A 13,533-nucleotide genomic window follows, 5' to 3' on the forward strand; every position below is an offset into this window, starting at 1 on the left:
TGACGCGATGACCGTCGATTGGTGGACGCTCGGCTTTCAGGCCGTCAACGTTCTGGTGCTGGTCTGGCTGCTCGGGCACTTCTTCTGGAAGCCGGTGTCGGCCATGATCGAACAGCGTCGAGTCGCAGCGGGCCAGACGCTGGCCGATGCGGAGGCACAACGCGCCTTGGCGGCTGCGGCACTCGCCGACATCGCCCGCACACGCGCCGGATTTGTCGAGGAGCGCAACACCCTCCTGGCCGACGCCCACGCCGCTGCCGAGCTGGCGCACACCGCGCGCATCGAAGCAGCGATGCAGCAAGCCACGGACTTCGAAGCCAGAGCACACGAAGCCGCTGCGAAGGAGAAGGCCGCCGCCGAAAGCGCGTGGCGCGGCAGTGCCAGCGCATTGGCTATCGACATCGCCTCGCGCCTTTGTGCGCCGCTGGCCGGTCCTGCTCTGCAAGCCGCGTTTCTGGTTCGCTTGCTCGACAAGCTTCGCGCACTGTCCGAGGCGGAGCGCCACGGCATCGCGGCTGCAGGCGTAGCGCTCGACGTCGTGAGTGCCGCACCGCTCGCGGCCGAAGATGCAGACCGTGCGCGCCAGCAGATCGCCGAAGCACTCGGCGCCGCGCCGCAGTTCGTCTTCGCCGTCGAGCCGGCGCTGGTCGCGGGGCTCGAACTGCGTGGCCCGCGTCTGCTCGTCAGCAACAGCTGGCGCGCCGACCTGCAACACATCCGCTCGGAGCTGGCCCATGACATCGTCGCCTGACCTGAAGGACGATGTCCGCGCTGACGCGTGGCTAGAACAGTCGCGCGGCAAACTCGCCGCCACGGTGCTCGCGCCGCGCGCCGAGCAGATCGGCCGTGTCGAAGAAGTGGCCGACGGCATCGCGTTCGTCTCGGGTCTGCCCGACATCCGGCTCGACGAATTGCTGCGCTTCGACAAGGGCCAGTTCGGCTTCGCGCAGGTGCTCGAGCGCGACCGCATCGGCTGCGTTCTGCTCGACGCCGTCGATGCCATCGAGGCCGGCGATGCGGTGCGTGGCAGCGGCGACGTGGTGCGCGTGCCGGTCGGTCCGGCGCTACTCGGCCGCGTGGTCGATTCGCTCGGCCGGCCGCTCGACGGCAAGGGACCGCTTGCCCGCCACACGAGGGAGCCGATCGAGCGGCCGGCGCCCGACATCATCGACCGCGACCTGGTGACGCAGCCGGTGCAGACCGGCCTGCTGGTGATCGATGCCTTGTTCGCGCTCGGGCGTGGCCAGCGGGAACTGATCGTCGGCGATCGGGCCAGCGGCAAGACCACCATCGCCATCGACACCATCATCAACCAGAAGAACAGCGACATCGTTTGCGTGTACGTCGCGGTCGGGCAGAAGAGTTCGGCGGTGCGGCGCGCGATCGAGGCGATCCAGACGCTGGGTGCACCGGAGCGCTGCATCGTGGTGGTGGCGGGTGCGTCCAGCTCGGCCGGGTTGCAGTGGATCGCGCCCTTCGCCGGCTTCACGATGGCGGAGTACTTTCGGGACCGCGGCCAGCATGCGCTCATCGTCATCGACGACCTCAGCAAGCACGCTGCGAGCCACCGCGAGATCGCCCTGCTCACGCGCCAGTCGCCGGGCCGTGAAGCGTACCCGGGCGACGTGTTCTACGTGCATGCGCGGCTGCTCGAGCGCGCCGCCAAGCTGTCTCCGGAAAAAGGCGGCGGCTCGCTCACTGCGCTGCCGATCGCCGAGACCGATGCCGGCAATTTGAGCGCCTTCATTCCGACCAACCTGATCTCGATCACCGATGGCCAGGTCGTCCTCGACGCCAACCTGTTCCATGAAGGGCACAAGCCCGCGGTCGACGTCGGCACCAGCGTGAGCCGGGTCGGAGGCAAGACGCAGGCGCCGGCGCTGCGCAAGGCAGCCGACACGCTGCGGCTCGACTACTCGCAGTTCCTGGAGCTCGAAATGTTCACCCGCTTCGGCGCTATGGTGGAGACCCGCGTGCGCAACCAGCTGGCGCGCGGTACCCGCATTCGCGCCATCCTGAACCAGCCGCAGCATGCACCACTGCGGCTCGCCGACCAAGTCGCGCTGGTGCTGGCGGTGCAGGCAGGGCTGCTCGATGCGGTGCCGCTGGCGACCATCGCGGAGTTCAGGGCGGGCCTCGCCGACGCGATGGACCGCGACGCGCCCAACGCTGTGCAAGCGGTGCAAGACAACGGCAAGCTGGACGACGCACAGCGCGAGTCGCTGCTCGATGCGCTCAAGCACTACGTCACCGCTGTCCTGCCATGACCGAACGCCTCGCCGACATCGATGCGCGCATCGACGGCGTGCGGCAACTCGGCGCCGTGGTCAACGCGATGCGCGGCGTCGCTGCGGCACGTGCGCAGCAGGCGCGCAACCAGCTGGCGGCGGTCGATGCGTATGCACAAACGATTGCTGCAGCGATGGGCCGCGCGCTCGATTTCGAAGCAGCCGACCCGTCATCCGTTGCGCCGCGCCCTACGCGGCCTGCCTTGCTGGTCTTCACGGCGGAACAAGGCTTTGCCGGTGCGTTCAGCGAGCGTGTGTTCGACACCCTGAATACACGCTCTGGCTCTTACTCGGGCCCTGCAGAAGGCGCCGACGCAGCACAGCCAGAAGTCTTCTTGATCGGCACGCGTGGAAGCGCAGTCGCTGCGTCACGTGGCGTCTCGGTGGCCTGGCAAGCGGCGATGCCCTCGCATTCTTCTGCCATCCCCAAGCTGGCCGAGCGCGTTGTCCAGGCGCTGTATGCGCGCATAGCGATCGGCGCCATCGACACGCTCGATGTGATCTCCAGCCAATGGCAGCCCGGCCACGGCGTGCATGTGAGACGCCAGCGCCTGTTCCCTGTCGATTTCAGCCTATTTCCGCGCCCCGAAAATGCCGAGCGGCCATTGCTCAACCTCGCGCCATCCGGCCTGGTCGTGGCGCTCGCAGAGGACTACCTCTACGCCGAAATCTGTCGGGCCGCGCTCCATGCGTTCGCCGCCGAAAACGAAGCGCGCATGGAAGCGATGGCAGCCGCACGCCACCAGGTCGACCAACGACTGGCGGCGTTGCAAGCGACGCAGCGGCGTGTGCGTCAGGACGAGATCACCGCCGAAATCATCGAGCTGGCGGCCGGCGCCACGGCCGCCGCGCGCTGCTGACAGCACAGGCAGATCGGCAGGTCAGGCCGGGGTGGGGCACGGCGCGGCCGCCACCACGTCCTGCAAAGTGCGCGCGAGCAGCTCGCCGGCAAGTGGCTTGTGCAACACACGGGTCGCAGCCGCCGACAGCTCGATGAAGCGCGCGGGCGCCGTTTCCCCGGTCACGATCACGGCCGGCAATGCGGGGAGCAGCCGGCGCAGTCGATCGATCACGTCGAGAGCCGTTTCCTTCAACAGGCGAAAGTCGACCACCAGCACATCGGGCATGAAGCCGCTTCGCAGCACCTGCTCCGCCGCAGCACCGCTTTCGACGCCCTCGACCGACCAGCCGATCTGCGCCAGGTAGGTGCACAGCGCGGAGCGCACTTCGGCTTCGTCGTCGACCAGCAGCACGACCAGCTTTCGGCCGTCGGACGCACGCGGCGTAGTGCCGGCATCGTGCGCCATGTCGTGCTGCTCCGGCTCGGCGGCATCCATGCGCAGCGTGAAGGTGGTGCCGCGGCCCGGCTCGCTGTCGAGCGCCACATCCAGCTTCAGCAGGGCCGCCGTGCGTCGCACGATCGCCAGCCCCAAACCCAAACCCTGCGAGCGGTCGCGAGACCGATTGCCGAGCTGATAGAACTCCTCGAACACGCGCTCGCGCTGATCCGCCGGGATGCCGGTGCCGGTGTCCGCCACCTCGATCTGCAAGCGGCCATCGGGCTCGCGCTGCGCCGACAGCGTGATGCCGCCGCGCCGGGTGAACTTGATCGCGTTGCTCATCAGGTTGCCGAGAATGCGCATCAGCTGGTCGCCGTCGGTGCGGCCCCACAACGGCTCGTCCGGCAATCGGAGCTCGAGCCCGAGGCCCTGCTGGGTGGCCAGCGCCAGATACTCGTCGCGCACCGCCCGCAGCAGTGCGCCGATGTCGTGTGCCGCGAGATCGGCGTGAATCGAGTGCGCGTCGAGGCGAGAAATATCGAGCAGGCCGTCGAGCAGCCCGCTGCTCTGGCGCAGTGCACTGCCGATGCCGCGACTCACCTCTTTCAGCAAGGTGTCGGTGCCGCGCTCGGCCAGGATGTCGAGCGTGGTCGCGTTGATCGACAGCGCATGCAGCGGCTGTCGCAGGTCGTGGCTGGCCGCGGCAAAAAAACGCGTTTTGCCTTCGCTCGCCGCCTCGGCACGGTCGCGCTCCGCCTCGACCGCGTCAGAAAGCCGGGCGTTGTCTTCGACCAGCCCCATCAGCTCCTTCAGATTGCGCCCATGGTCGCGCACGCTGGCAAGCAAGACGAGGTACATGGTGACGATGCCGATACACAGCGCAATGCCCAGCGTCTCGCCGCGCCAGGCCCAGCCGACGGCCATCAGCAAGAAGGTCAGGCTGCAAAACCCGATGAAGGCGCGCTGCGAACCGGCGACCGACGCCGCACCCACCGCGCAACCCGCCACCAGCATGATGCCGACCAGCAGCGGCGCGACGTTGTCGGGCGCGGTGAAGGCCAGCGGCACGATGGGCGCGGTCGCCAGCCCGTTCATCGTGAAGCCGCGCACCAGTTTCGGGAGTGCGGCGATACGCTCTTCGACCGACTTCATTCTCTCGACGGTGCGACCGAGGCTGAAGCGGTAGACCATCACCGCGCCTGTGCAGGCGAGCCAGACCCAGGGCCAGAGGTGCAGGCCTTGCCGAACCGCGACCACGGCGATAACGATGTAGCCGATGTAGACCGCCGGCAGACGGCGCGAATACTGGGTCATCAACGCCACGCGCCGCTCGGCGATGCGACGCTCGACGCTCGCCTCGCGCGATGCCTCAGTCAACCCGCACGCCCTCGCGCGACGCCTGGTAGGCGGCTTCGGTGCGGTTGCGAACGCCCAGCGCGCTGAACACAGCCGTGAGGTGCGCCTTGACGGTCGATTCGGCGATGTCGAGCTGGCGCGCGATCAGCTTGTTGGGCAAACCACGGGTCGCTGCGCGGTAAACGTCCATCTGCCGCACGGTGAGGTTCGAGAGACGCGGGTCGGCGACGGTAGCAGTGACAGTGGCAGGCTGGTCGCCACGGTCTGCGCTGCCGTCGAGCGCTTCGGACGGCAAGAAGATCCGGCCCGCCAGCACGTTGCGCAGCGCTGCAACCATCATCTCGGAGCTGTACTTCTTGGGAATAAAGCCAGCCGCGCCGAGTTCGACGGACTGGCGGATCAGTGCCGCATTGGTTTCGCCCGACAAAACCACGACGCGCGCCATGCAGCCAGCGTCGCGGAGACGGCGAATCGATTGGGTGCCGTCGCCATCGTTTAAATGCCAGTCGAGCAGCACCAGATCGAAAGGCGTGCGCTGCACCAGCGCAGTGGCCTGCATCATGTCGCCGGTGGTCTCGACGCGCAGTTCGGGCACCAGCACATTCAGCAGGTTCTTCATGCCCTGCAAAAACATCATGTGGTCGTCGACCATCAGTACGTTCATCCTCTACCTCCGGGCGCGAGTATCGGTGAGATTTTGTGAAGCGCGGGAACGCCCCGGTTTGCCGATTACGATCGGCGCGATGGATGACCTGGCTGCACTTCAATCGCTCGGACTCGAGTTGCCGAGCCCGGCGTACATCGTGGGTGCCATCATTTTCGGGCTGGTCGGGTGGGTCGCATTCCGCTACGGGCGCAAGCAGAAGAAGCCGCGTACCTTGTGGCTCGGCGTCGCGCTGATGCTCTATCCATATGCGATATCGCGCACCTGGATGCTCTACGTGGTCGGCGTGGCGTTATGCGCCGGGCTGGTGCTGGATCGGAGCTGAGGCGCAGTCCGGCACAACGAACAACTTCTGCTTTCTGCCCCCCACCTTGGCTCTTGCCTTTGCCTTTGCCTCTCGTCCTCCACTTCTTTGCCCGCCGACCGCTTGTCGGAATGGGCCGTTTTTTGCTTTACTCATCTTCATGATTCAGATCGATCTCACCGCCCTTTCACTTCCCGGCGTGGAAGTCCATGACAGCGGCGTTCACGGACTCGGCGCCTTCGCGTCGCAAGACTTGCCAGTCGGCACCAAGCTGGGCCAGTACGCGGGTCGCCGCTACAGCGCCGAACAGGCCGAGGCGGTGGACTGGGACTCCAGCCTCACCTATCTCTTCGGCCTCTCGGACGGCACGCTGATCGACGGCGCCGACGGCGGCAACGCGACGCGGCACCTCAACCATGCATGCGAGCCCAACTGCGAGGCGGTCGAGGTCCAGCGAAAGGGGCGCCGTATCGTGCTCGAAGTGCGCACCATCAAGCCGGTGCGCGCGGGCGACGAACTCTTCATCGACTACGCGCTCACCGTCGATGAGTCGGAGCCCCGCACGGGCTACCCGTGCTACTGCAAATCGGCGGGGTGCCGCGGCACGCTGCTCGGGCCGGTCTGACCTGGTGAGCACTGGCGCCTAACGGCGTCAGTGGGTCGGCGTCAGTGGGTCGGCGTCGGTGGGTCGGCGTCAGTGGATCGCCGCGTACATGATCTTTTCCTGCGTCGCCTCGGTCGCCGAAAACTCCGTCACCACCTTGCCCTGCTTGGCGACCAGGACGCGGTCCGACAACGCCAGCACCTCGGGCAAGTAGGACGAGATCACCACCACAGCCTTGCCGGCGTCGGCCAGCCGATTGATCTCCGCATGGATCTCGGCGATGGCGCCCACGTCGACGCCGCGGGTCGGCTCGTCGAAGATGATGATGTCGGGGTCCTGCACCAGCGACTTGGCGATCACCACCTTCTGCTGGTTGCCGCCCGACAGCTCGATCACCTTTACGTCCTTGCTGATGGCGCGCACGTTCAACAGCTTGATCCAGTGCTCCCCCACCGCCTTGGCCTTGGCACCCGACACCACGCCGAAAGCGCTGCCGAGCTTTCCCAGCCAGCCCATGTAGATGTTCTGCGAGATCGACATGGTCTCGAAGAAGCCTTCGATCTTTCGGTCTTCGGTGATGTAGGCAATGCCGTCGCGTACCGCGGATCGCGCGACCTTGTAACGCACCGGCTTACCGCGCAGCAGCACCTCGCCGCCGTGGAAGAAATCGCGCTTGATAAGCCCGGCCACCACTTTGAAGGTTTCGGTACGGCCGGCACCGACGAGCCCGAACACGCCGGTAATCTGGCCCGCGAAGACCGATAGCGAGTTGTTCTTGACCATCGACGCCATGCGCAGATTGCGCACCGACAGCAGGCATTCGCCACGCGGCCGCACCGTCGTCTTCTTCTGGCCGTAGAGCGTTTGCGAGAGGTCGCGCCCGACCATCGCCTGCACGATGCGCGTGCGGTCGAAATTCTTTTTGTCGTCGGTGACCACGTGATGGCCGTCGCGCAACACGGTGATGCGGTCGGCCAACAGCAGCGCCTCCTCGAGTGCGTGCGAAATGAAGATGATCGAAACGCCGCGCGCTTTCAAGTTGAAGATCAGGTCGAAGAAGTACTTCTTTTCTTCCGGCGTCAGGCTGGCGGTCGGCTCGTCGAAGATGATGATGCGGGCCTGGTGCAGCACCGCGCGGGCGATCTCCACCATCTGCTTCTTGGCCGCGCCGAGCATGCCAACGGTCGCGGTCGGATCGACGTCGAAGTTCAGCGACTGCAGGAACTGCTGCGCCGAGATGTAGACGCCGCGCAGGCGGTTGTAGAAAGCCTCTTGCCCCAGATAGAGGTTCTGTGCCACCGTCATCGTCGGCACCAGGCTCGTCTCCTGGAACACCATCGCGATGCCGCGGTGCCGCGCCTCGAGCGGCGTACGCAGCTCGACCGGCTGCCCCTCCACCAGCATCTGCCCGCCCGACAGCGGCACCACGCCGGCCATCACCTTGGTCAGCGTCGACTTGCCGGCGCCGTTCTCGCCGAGCAGCGCATGGATCTCGCCCCGCCGCAGCGTGAACGACACGTCTTCGATGGCCGGCACACCGGCATATTTCTTGGTAGCGGCGCGCAGTTCGAGAACGATGTCTTCGGCGGCGGAAGGTGCGGATGCGGCGGCCACAGCGGCAGCCTCTGCAGCGTTGATCAAGTCGGTCATTGCATGGCTCCTGGGCCGGTCAACGGCACGCGCAGCAATCGCCCGCTGCCTCTCGATGCAGCGTACAGCGCACCGCCGAACTCGACGACTGCGGTGATGCCGTGGTGCTGGCCGTCGACCTGGCTGTGCAGCGACTCTGTCGTGTGCCCTTGCGCATCGACGTGCAGCACCAGCCCGTAAGAGCGAGGTGGTGCCCACGGCTTGAGCACACCCATCTGCTTGACGCCGGCGCCCTGCAACGGCTCCAGGTAACTGGTGCCGGATCGCAGCGACGGCGCGACCCAGTAGCGCGGGTCGACGCTTTCGAGCATGCGCGTGCGGTAGGCATCTTCGCGCAGCACGAACTCCACGAGCTGCGTGCGGCAGACGAAGCAGGTCAGCCAGAAGCCGCCGCGTGCAGCAGGCGCCATGCGCGACGGATAGCCCGGCAGATCGGCGAGCATTGGTCGCCTAACGGCCGACGATGCGCTGGCCGAATCCGGGGCGCCCTGGACGACCCGATGGCGCCAGCTCTCGCTATAGAGCACCCCCGCCGCGTCTCCCTGCCGACCTTGCGACGCTTCGCCGCTTTTCGGCAATACGCCGTACGCATACTGCAGCCGGCTTGCCAGGAGTTCGGCATCGCCTGATCCGCCATTCGCGCCCGCATGCCAGCGGCCGACGCGGCCGGTCTGGCCTTTTTCCATCAGGTCGCGGCACCATTGGTCGGGGCCGTGCCGAGCTGATCCGTCGCTGAACAACAAGCCGCCATCGGCGTCGAAGGAAAGTGCATTCACGCTGCTGAGCGGCGCGCCGGCGACCTGTTCGAGCGTGGCGAGGCCGGTCATGCCGTTCACTCCGTGCGAGAGCAGAACGACCCGCTTGCCCTCCAGCGCCAGAGCCAGAAGATTCGTCGACTGCACGGCCAGCGCTGTAATGACCGCATCGAATCGATGAACCTCGACCAGCCCCTTGTCTTCGAGTCGGTAAAGCACTGGGCCGGCACTCGCAAAAAGCGCATGGCCGTCGGTCGCCAGGTCATCGATGTCGGGCAGCGTCGCGACCACCTCGGCATCGTCGAGCGCCCGATTGGGCTTAAGCGCGCCGTCCATGACCGGCACGGTGATGGCAGCGTCGCCGCGGCCCAGCACGCGATCGCTGAATTGACGGATGGTGTCGAACATCAGGCAGCCCTCCAGCGGCGCTCGTACTGGTTGAAGCCGGGGTCGGCTCCGGGCAGCGTGTAGCGGCCGATGCGATTGTTGGAAATGCCGCCGAGGTACAGGTGGCCCTTGTGCTCGCGCATCGAAGTGATCATGGGATGGTTCTCGCCGCCGAGATCCCACAGCGTTTCGAGCACCTCGCCGGCCTCGCTGAACTTCAGCACGCAGCCGGTGTTGATGTTGGGAAAAAGCCATTCGTCGACCGGCAACCGCGACGCCATGCGCTTGCGAAAGCCCGGCATGCGCATGGCCAGGTCGTACGCCGGCGAACGCATGCCGACCAGCGCCAGCCAGTAGTTTCCGTCGGATGCCAGGTTGATGTTGTCGGGGTAGCCTGGCAGGTCGGCAATGACCATCTCGACTTGCCCGCTCTTCGGTCCGTCGAACCAGTAGCGCTTGACGCAGCAGCCCCAGGTTTCTGCGAACAGGATCGATTGCCCGTCGCTCGCGATGGCGATGCCGTTGGGGAACTTGAGGTCGCGCAACACCGTGCGAGTCGAGTTGTCGCGTGGGTCGTAGCACACGATGCGACCGTTGCCACGCGCCTCCAGCCCATCGACCGGCCACTCGTCCATTTCGTAGCGCACCGTGGCTTCGCTGAAGAACACGCGGCCATCATCGGCGATGTCGAGATCGTCGGCCAGCCGCAACCGGCTGTCGTCGTTGATCGAGCTCCAACTGCGGTTCGTTTCATCGGTGACGCGCTCGACCTTTTGCTGTGGCGTGACGCGATACAGGCCCATGCCGCCGACGCACACATAGAGGTTGTCCTCGCGGTCGAAGGCCATGCCGAGCGGTTGGCCGCCGATGTGCGCGAAGATTTCCATGCGCTCGTAGTCAGGCGCAAAGAAACGGATGATGTCGCCGTGCCGGGAGCCCGCGTAGAGGTTGTCTTCGCGGTCGAGGATGACGTCTTCGGGCGCCTCGATTCGTCCGAGTCCAATCAGCGTCACGTCACGCAGCTTGTTGTTCAGCGCATAGCGGCCTGCGGCCTCCTCGCTACAGTCCGGCGCGTCGCCGAGCTTGTGATAAGTCGGGCTGATGTAGACCTTGCTGATGATGCGCTGTCGGTTCTTCAGCCAGCGCACATCGATCACCGCGGCCAGCACCAGGATGGCCGCCAGCACCATGCGGATGACGCCGCCAGGCGCCGACATCGAGGTCAGCCCGTTGGTAATCAACAGCACCAGTAGCGTGCCGACCATCGCCTTGGTGACCGAGCCGCGACCGCCGCCCAGGCTGATGCCGCCGAGCACCGCCGCCGTCAGCACCAGAACTTCCATGCCGACGCCGATGTCGGCGCCCGCCGTGGCGAGTCTCGATGCGAAAAAGCAGCCGCCCGCGCCGGTAAGAATGCCGCAGCCCACATAGCACAGCGCCACCGTGCGCCGCACCGCGATGCCACCGTTGTAGGCCGACCGGCGTGAGCCACCGATGGCCATGATGTGCCATCCGAGGCGCAGCCGGGTCAGCAGCAAGTGCCCGCCGATGGCCGCGACGGCATAGACCCAAGCCACCGTCGGCAGCCCGAGAAAAGTGCCGTCGCCCAGAAAATTCCAGACTTCCGAATCGGGCAGATTGCCGGCGATTTCGGTCGAATACTGCATGCTCAGAATCTCATACACCGACCTGAAGATGATCAGCGTGATGAGCGTAGTGAGAAACGCGCGCAGCCGCAGGTAGCCGATCAGCAAGCCGTTGATGGCGCCCAGACAGGCGCCGCACACCAGCGTACCGAGGACCGCGAAAGCCACCGGCCACTTGAGCACGTGCATCAGCATGAGCGCGCAGAAATTGGTCAGCGCGAACATCGACCCGACCGACAGATCGATGCCGCCGACGATCATCACCAGCGCCATGCCGAGCACGATGAGGCCGATCTCGCCGGCCTGCCGGAGCGTGTCGGCCAGCACGCCCGGCGTGTAGAAATTGCCGATCAATCGCCCGGAGGCGATGACGACGACGATGAGCAGCAGCACCGGGATGGCGGTCTCGGTCCATCGCTTGGACAGGATCTCGCCGACCCAGTGGTCGGGCCAGTAGCGGTAACGCAGCCGCGTCAGTGTTTCATTCATGGCAAGAACGCAGCCGGTCGCGTTACTTGCTGGCGGTCAGTTTCCAGCAGGTGCCGTCGGCACTCGCGTTCTCCTTGGTGATGGGCACCAGCGTGGTGTAGATGTTCTGTTTGGCGGAGCCGGGCTTGATGCCGTTCTGCACCAGCCACTTGATCATCGCGGCCATGTTGCTGGCCTGGGTCGGCACGTCGTAGCTGATGTCGGAATCGAAAGCGCCCGACTTCACTTGGTCGCAGGCGCCCTTCTGCTCGCCACCGCCCGACGTCGCGAGGAACACCTTGCCGGTGAGACCCGCTTCCTTGACCGCGGCAGCAGTGCCGATGTCCATGCCGTCCCAAAATCCGATGATGCCGCACAGGTCGGGGTTTTGCTTCAGCACGGTCTGCGTGAGCGCCTTGGCCTTGGCGGCGTCCCAGTCGGCCGCCTGGTTCGAGACGACCTTGATCTGCGGATTTTTGGCAAGCACGTTCTCCACGCCCTTCAACGTGTAGGCGCTGGTCGCTGCCGTCGGCGCGCCCTGCACGATGGCGATCTTGTTCGACTTGCCCTTGCAAGCCGCCACGACGGACTCGGCATTGCGCTCGCCGACATCGACCCAATCGGCGCCGACGAACACAGTCGACGGCTGTACCGATCGCATGTTGATCTGCACCACATAAATGCCTTCGCTCTCGGCCTTGGCGATCAGTTTGGCGTAGGTCGCGACGTCGGGGTTATGGATGACGATGACAGCCGGCTTCTCGGCGATGAGCGCGGTGAAAGCCTGCGCGCCGGAGTTGGTGTTCCAGTTGGGGTCGCGCGCGACGACCTTCATGCCCGAAGGCTCGAGCTCCTTCTTCAGTCCGTTGTACCAGCCCTGCGCCAGGTCGAAGCCCATCGCCACCGGGATGAAGCCGACGGTCTTGCCATCCAGTGATTTCTTGTAGCCGTCACGGAACGGCTCGTCCAGCCCCTTGCCCTGCGCCAGCGCGGTTTGCGCGGCGGCGAGGCCGAGGGTCAGGCAAGCGACAGTCGCGATTTTTTGTCCGAGATGCATGCTGTGTCTCCTTCATTTGTATTTAAGAACAGCGCCAATGGATGCCTGGCGCGGGGCACTAACGGAACTTGAGAAAAGCAATTGGTCGAGGTCAGATGTCGCCCTGCTGGGCGGTCTCCTCGTTGCGCGGATTGAAGGCCGAGTCGACCAGGATGGCGACCAGCAGTACCACGCCCTTGACGATGTTCTGTACCGAATAGGAGATGTCGAGGATCGTCATGCCGTTCAGCATGGTTCCGATGAGCAGCGTGCCGATGATCACGTTGAGCACACCACCGCGGCCGCCGGAAAGTCCGATGCCGCCCAGCACCACCACCAGCACCACGTCGTAGATCATGGTGGAGTTGAAGATGCGCGTCGGCATGCTGTTGACCGAAGCCGCCATCACGATGCCGGCGAAGACGCCGATCAACGCGGCCATGACGTACTGCAGCACGACGATCGGCCGGGTCGGCAAGCCCGTGGCGCGCGCGCCGAAAGGGTTGTCGCCGATGGCGTAGATGAAGGCGCCGGCGCGCAGCCGTTTCAAAAACAGTGCGAGCCCCGCCGCAGCGATTCCGAACATGACAACCGGCATCGGCAGGCCGGCGAACGTGCCACGCCCCATCCAGGCGATCGAGTCCATATTGCTCGGCCATTGCACCACTTCGAGTTGAAAGAAGAACGCCTGGCCCAACCCCGCGAGAAACAAACCCGAAGCCAGCGTGGTGAAGAGCGACGGCACTTCGGCATACGCGATGAGCCAGCCGTTGACCAACCCGAACGCCAGCGACAACCCGACAGCCAGTGCGCAGGCGGCAGGCAAGCTCATGCCGTTTTGCATCAGCTGCAGCAGCAGCCCGGACGGCACCGCGAGCGCCGCGATCATCGAGATGTCGATGCCACGTCCGATGACGACCACCGACATGCCGAGCCCGAGGATGCCGAGGATGGCGACGTTCTGCAGCAGCGTGAGCAGGTTGTCGACCTGCGCGAAGCCGGGCAACAGGAGCGCGAAGCCGAGGAACATCAGCACGAACAGTACGAAGACGATGCTCTGCTGCGAGATGTGGATTTTTTTCATCGATGGCTTTG

General features: G+C 65.5%; 12 protein-coding genes. 5 read left to right on the forward strand and 7 right to left on the reverse strand.

From position 1 onward, the window contains the following. The first annotated feature begins 7 nt into the window (after positions 1-7). From QN397_RS15290 to QN397_RS15300, 3 genes are read left to right on the forward strand one after another with little or no spacing between them, the layout of a single operon-like run. Positions 8-751, forward strand: coding sequence for a hypothetical protein (locus QN397_RS15290; protein ID WP_323501338.1), 744 nt, complete (start codon positions 8-10; stop codon positions 749-751). After that, the gene (locus QN397_RS15295) at positions 735-2,267 is read left to right on the forward strand and encodes a F0F1 ATP synthase subunit alpha (RefSeq protein ID WP_323495231.1); all 1,533 of its coding nucleotides are present in this window, start codon (positions 735-737) and stop codon (positions 2,265-2,267) included. The genes QN397_RS15290 and QN397_RS15295 overlap by 17 nt, the downstream gene beginning before the upstream one ends. Continuing rightward, the gene (locus QN397_RS15300) at positions 2,264-3,148 is read left to right on the forward strand and encodes a FoF1 ATP synthase subunit gamma (protein WP_323495230.1); all 885 of its coding nucleotides are present in this window, start codon (positions 2,264-2,266) and stop codon (positions 3,146-3,148) included. Before QN397_RS15295 ends, QN397_RS15300 begins: the two co-directional genes overlap by 4 nt. A 21-nt stretch (positions 3,149-3,169) precedes the next feature. On the opposite strand, the gene QN397_RS15305 is transcribed toward QN397_RS15300, so the two are convergent. Together QN397_RS15305 and QN397_RS15310 are read right to left on the reverse strand one after the other, a co-directional pair. Continuing rightward, entirely contained in the window at positions 3,170-4,945 is a 1,776-nt protein-coding gene (locus QN397_RS15305) for a hybrid sensor histidine kinase/response regulator (protein ID WP_323501339.1), read from the reverse strand. After that, on the reverse strand, positions 4,938-5,588 hold the full coding sequence (locus QN397_RS15310; protein WP_323495228.1) for a response regulator transcription factor: 651 nt from the start codon (positions 5,586-5,588) through the stop codon (positions 4,938-4,940). The genes QN397_RS15305 and QN397_RS15310 overlap by 8 nt, the downstream gene beginning before the upstream one ends. A gap of 58 nt (positions 5,589-5,646) precedes the next feature. Between QN397_RS15310 and QN397_RS15315 the strand changes: the two genes are divergently transcribed. Next, positions 5,647-5,913: a hypothetical protein gene (locus tag QN397_RS15315; RefSeq protein ID WP_323501340.1), complete on the forward strand. Its 267-nt coding sequence runs from the start codon at positions 5,647-5,649 to the stop codon at positions 5,911-5,913. 139 nt (positions 5,914-6,052) lie between these two features. Then, complete coding sequence (locus tag QN397_RS15320; RefSeq protein WP_323495226.1) at positions 6,053-6,517, forward strand: SET domain-containing protein; 465 nt, start codon at positions 6,053-6,055, stop codon at positions 6,515-6,517. Between the two features lie 69 nt (positions 6,518-6,586). Here QN397_RS15320 and QN397_RS15325 read toward each other — a convergent pair whose 3' ends face one another. The 5 genes from QN397_RS15325 to QN397_RS15345 all read right to left on the reverse strand — a co-directional run bounded on the left by QN397_RS15325 (position 6,587) and on the right by QN397_RS15345 (position 13,522). Then, positions 6,587-8,146 carry a sugar ABC transporter ATP-binding protein gene (locus tag QN397_RS15325; protein ID WP_323495225.1) on the reverse strand — a complete coding sequence of 520 codons (1,560 nt, stop codon included), beginning with the start codon at positions 8,144-8,146 and terminating at the stop codon, positions 6,587-6,589. Further along, positions 8,143-9,309, reverse strand: a complete 1,167-nt coding sequence (locus tag QN397_RS15330; protein ID WP_323501341.1) for a strictosidine synthase — start codon at positions 9,307-9,309, stop codon at positions 8,143-8,145. Before QN397_RS15330 ends, QN397_RS15325 begins: the two co-directional genes overlap by 4 nt. Beyond that, a complete protein-coding gene (locus tag QN397_RS15335) occupies positions 9,309-11,423 on the reverse strand; it encodes an ABC transporter permease (protein WP_323495223.1) in 2,115 nt (704 codons plus the stop codon). The genes QN397_RS15330 and QN397_RS15335 overlap by 1 nt, the downstream gene beginning before the upstream one ends. A gap of 22 nt (positions 11,424-11,445) precedes the next feature. Beyond that, the gene (locus QN397_RS15340) at positions 11,446-12,459 is read right to left on the reverse strand and encodes a sugar ABC transporter substrate-binding protein (RefSeq protein ID WP_323495222.1); all 1,014 of its coding nucleotides are present in this window, start codon (positions 12,457-12,459) and stop codon (positions 11,446-11,448) included. A 91-nt stretch (positions 12,460-12,550) separates the two neighbouring features. Beyond that, positions 12,551-13,522, reverse strand: coding sequence for an ABC transporter permease (locus QN397_RS15345; RefSeq protein WP_323495221.1), 972 nt, complete (start codon positions 13,520-13,522; stop codon positions 12,551-12,553). Positions 13,523-13,533 lie beyond the last annotated feature (11 nt).

It is taken from the genome of Variovorax sp. RTB1 (assembly GCF_035018765.1).
Lineage (GTDB): Bacteria > Pseudomonadota > Gammaproteobacteria > Burkholderiales > Burkholderiaceae_C > Variovorax.

Bases quoted from the DNA above. Each gene is read 5' to 3' on its own strand.
- QN397_RS15335 (WP_323495223.1), bottom strand. From the start codon at position 11,423: ATGAATGAAACACTGACGCGGCTGCGTTACCGCTACTGGCCCGACCAC.
- QN397_RS15310 (WP_323495228.1), bottom strand. From the start codon at position 5,588: ATGAACGTACTGATGGTCGACGACCACATGATGTTTTTGCAGGGCATG.
- QN397_RS15290 (WP_323501338.1), top strand. From the start codon at position 8: ATGACCGTCGATTGGTGGACGCTCGGCTTTCAGGCCGTCAACGTTCTG.
- QN397_RS15330 (WP_323501341.1), bottom strand. From the start codon at position 9,309: ATGTTCGACACCATCCGTCAATTCAGCGATCGCGTGCTGGGCCGCGGC.
- QN397_RS15300 (WP_323495230.1), top strand. From the start codon at position 2,264: ATGACCGAACGCCTCGCCGACATCGATGCGCGCATCGACGGCGTGCGG.
- QN397_RS15320 (WP_323495226.1), top strand. From the start codon at position 6,053: ATGATTCAGATCGATCTCACCGCCCTTTCACTTCCCGGCGTGGAAGTC.
- QN397_RS15345 (WP_323495221.1), bottom strand. From the start codon at position 13,522: ATGAAAAAAATCCACATCTCGCAGCAGAGCATCGTCTTCGTACTGTTC.
- QN397_RS15340 (WP_323495222.1), bottom strand. From the start codon at position 12,459: ATGCATCTCGGACAAAAAATCGCGACTGTCGCTTGCCTGACCCTCGGC.
- QN397_RS15325 (WP_323495225.1), bottom strand. From the start codon at position 8,146: ATGACCGACTTGATCAACGCTGCAGAGGCTGCCGCTGTGGCCGCCGCA.
- QN397_RS15295 (WP_323495231.1), top strand. From the start codon at position 735: ATGACATCGTCGCCTGACCTGAAGGACGATGTCCGCGCTGACGCGTGG.